General features: G+C 51.1%; 2 tRNA genes. Both read right to left on the bottom strand.

Annotation, left to right across the window (positions count from 1 at the left end):
- Positions 1–37: 37 nt before the first annotated feature.
- Positions 38–114 (bottom strand) — tRNA-Met (locus AMS66_RS22460).
- A gap of 47 nt (positions 115–161) precedes the next feature.
- Positions 162–253: transfer RNA gene (locus tag AMS66_RS22455), tRNA-Ser, on the bottom strand.
- Positions 254–317 lie beyond the last annotated feature (64 nt).

Here is a 317-nt window from a genome sequence, read left to right as displayed (position 1 = left end):
GATGCTCTCCCAGCTGAGCTAAGCCTCCTGGGTAATATGGTAGCGGCGGAGGGGATCGAACCCCCGACCTCACGGGTATGAACCGTACGCTCTAGCCAGCTGAGCTACACCGCCACATTCTAAAACTATAGCCTGATCGCTTGTCCATCTTAAAGTAAAGATGGCGGAGAGAGAGGGATTCGAACCCTCGCACCGCTTACGCAGTCTAACCCCTTAGCAGAGGGTCCCCTTATAGCCACTTGGGTATCTCTCCAAATAGACAATCAAGAACAATACTCACAAGGATTGCTCCCTGAAAACTAGATCCGAAACGAAAT

The sequence above is a fragment of the Paenibacillus xylanivorans genome (assembly GCF_001280595.1).
Taxonomy (GTDB): domain Bacteria; phylum Bacillota; class Bacilli; order Paenibacillales; family Paenibacillaceae; genus Paenibacillus; species Paenibacillus xylanivorans.
This window is presented reverse-complemented; position numbering and strand designations above follow the sequence as displayed.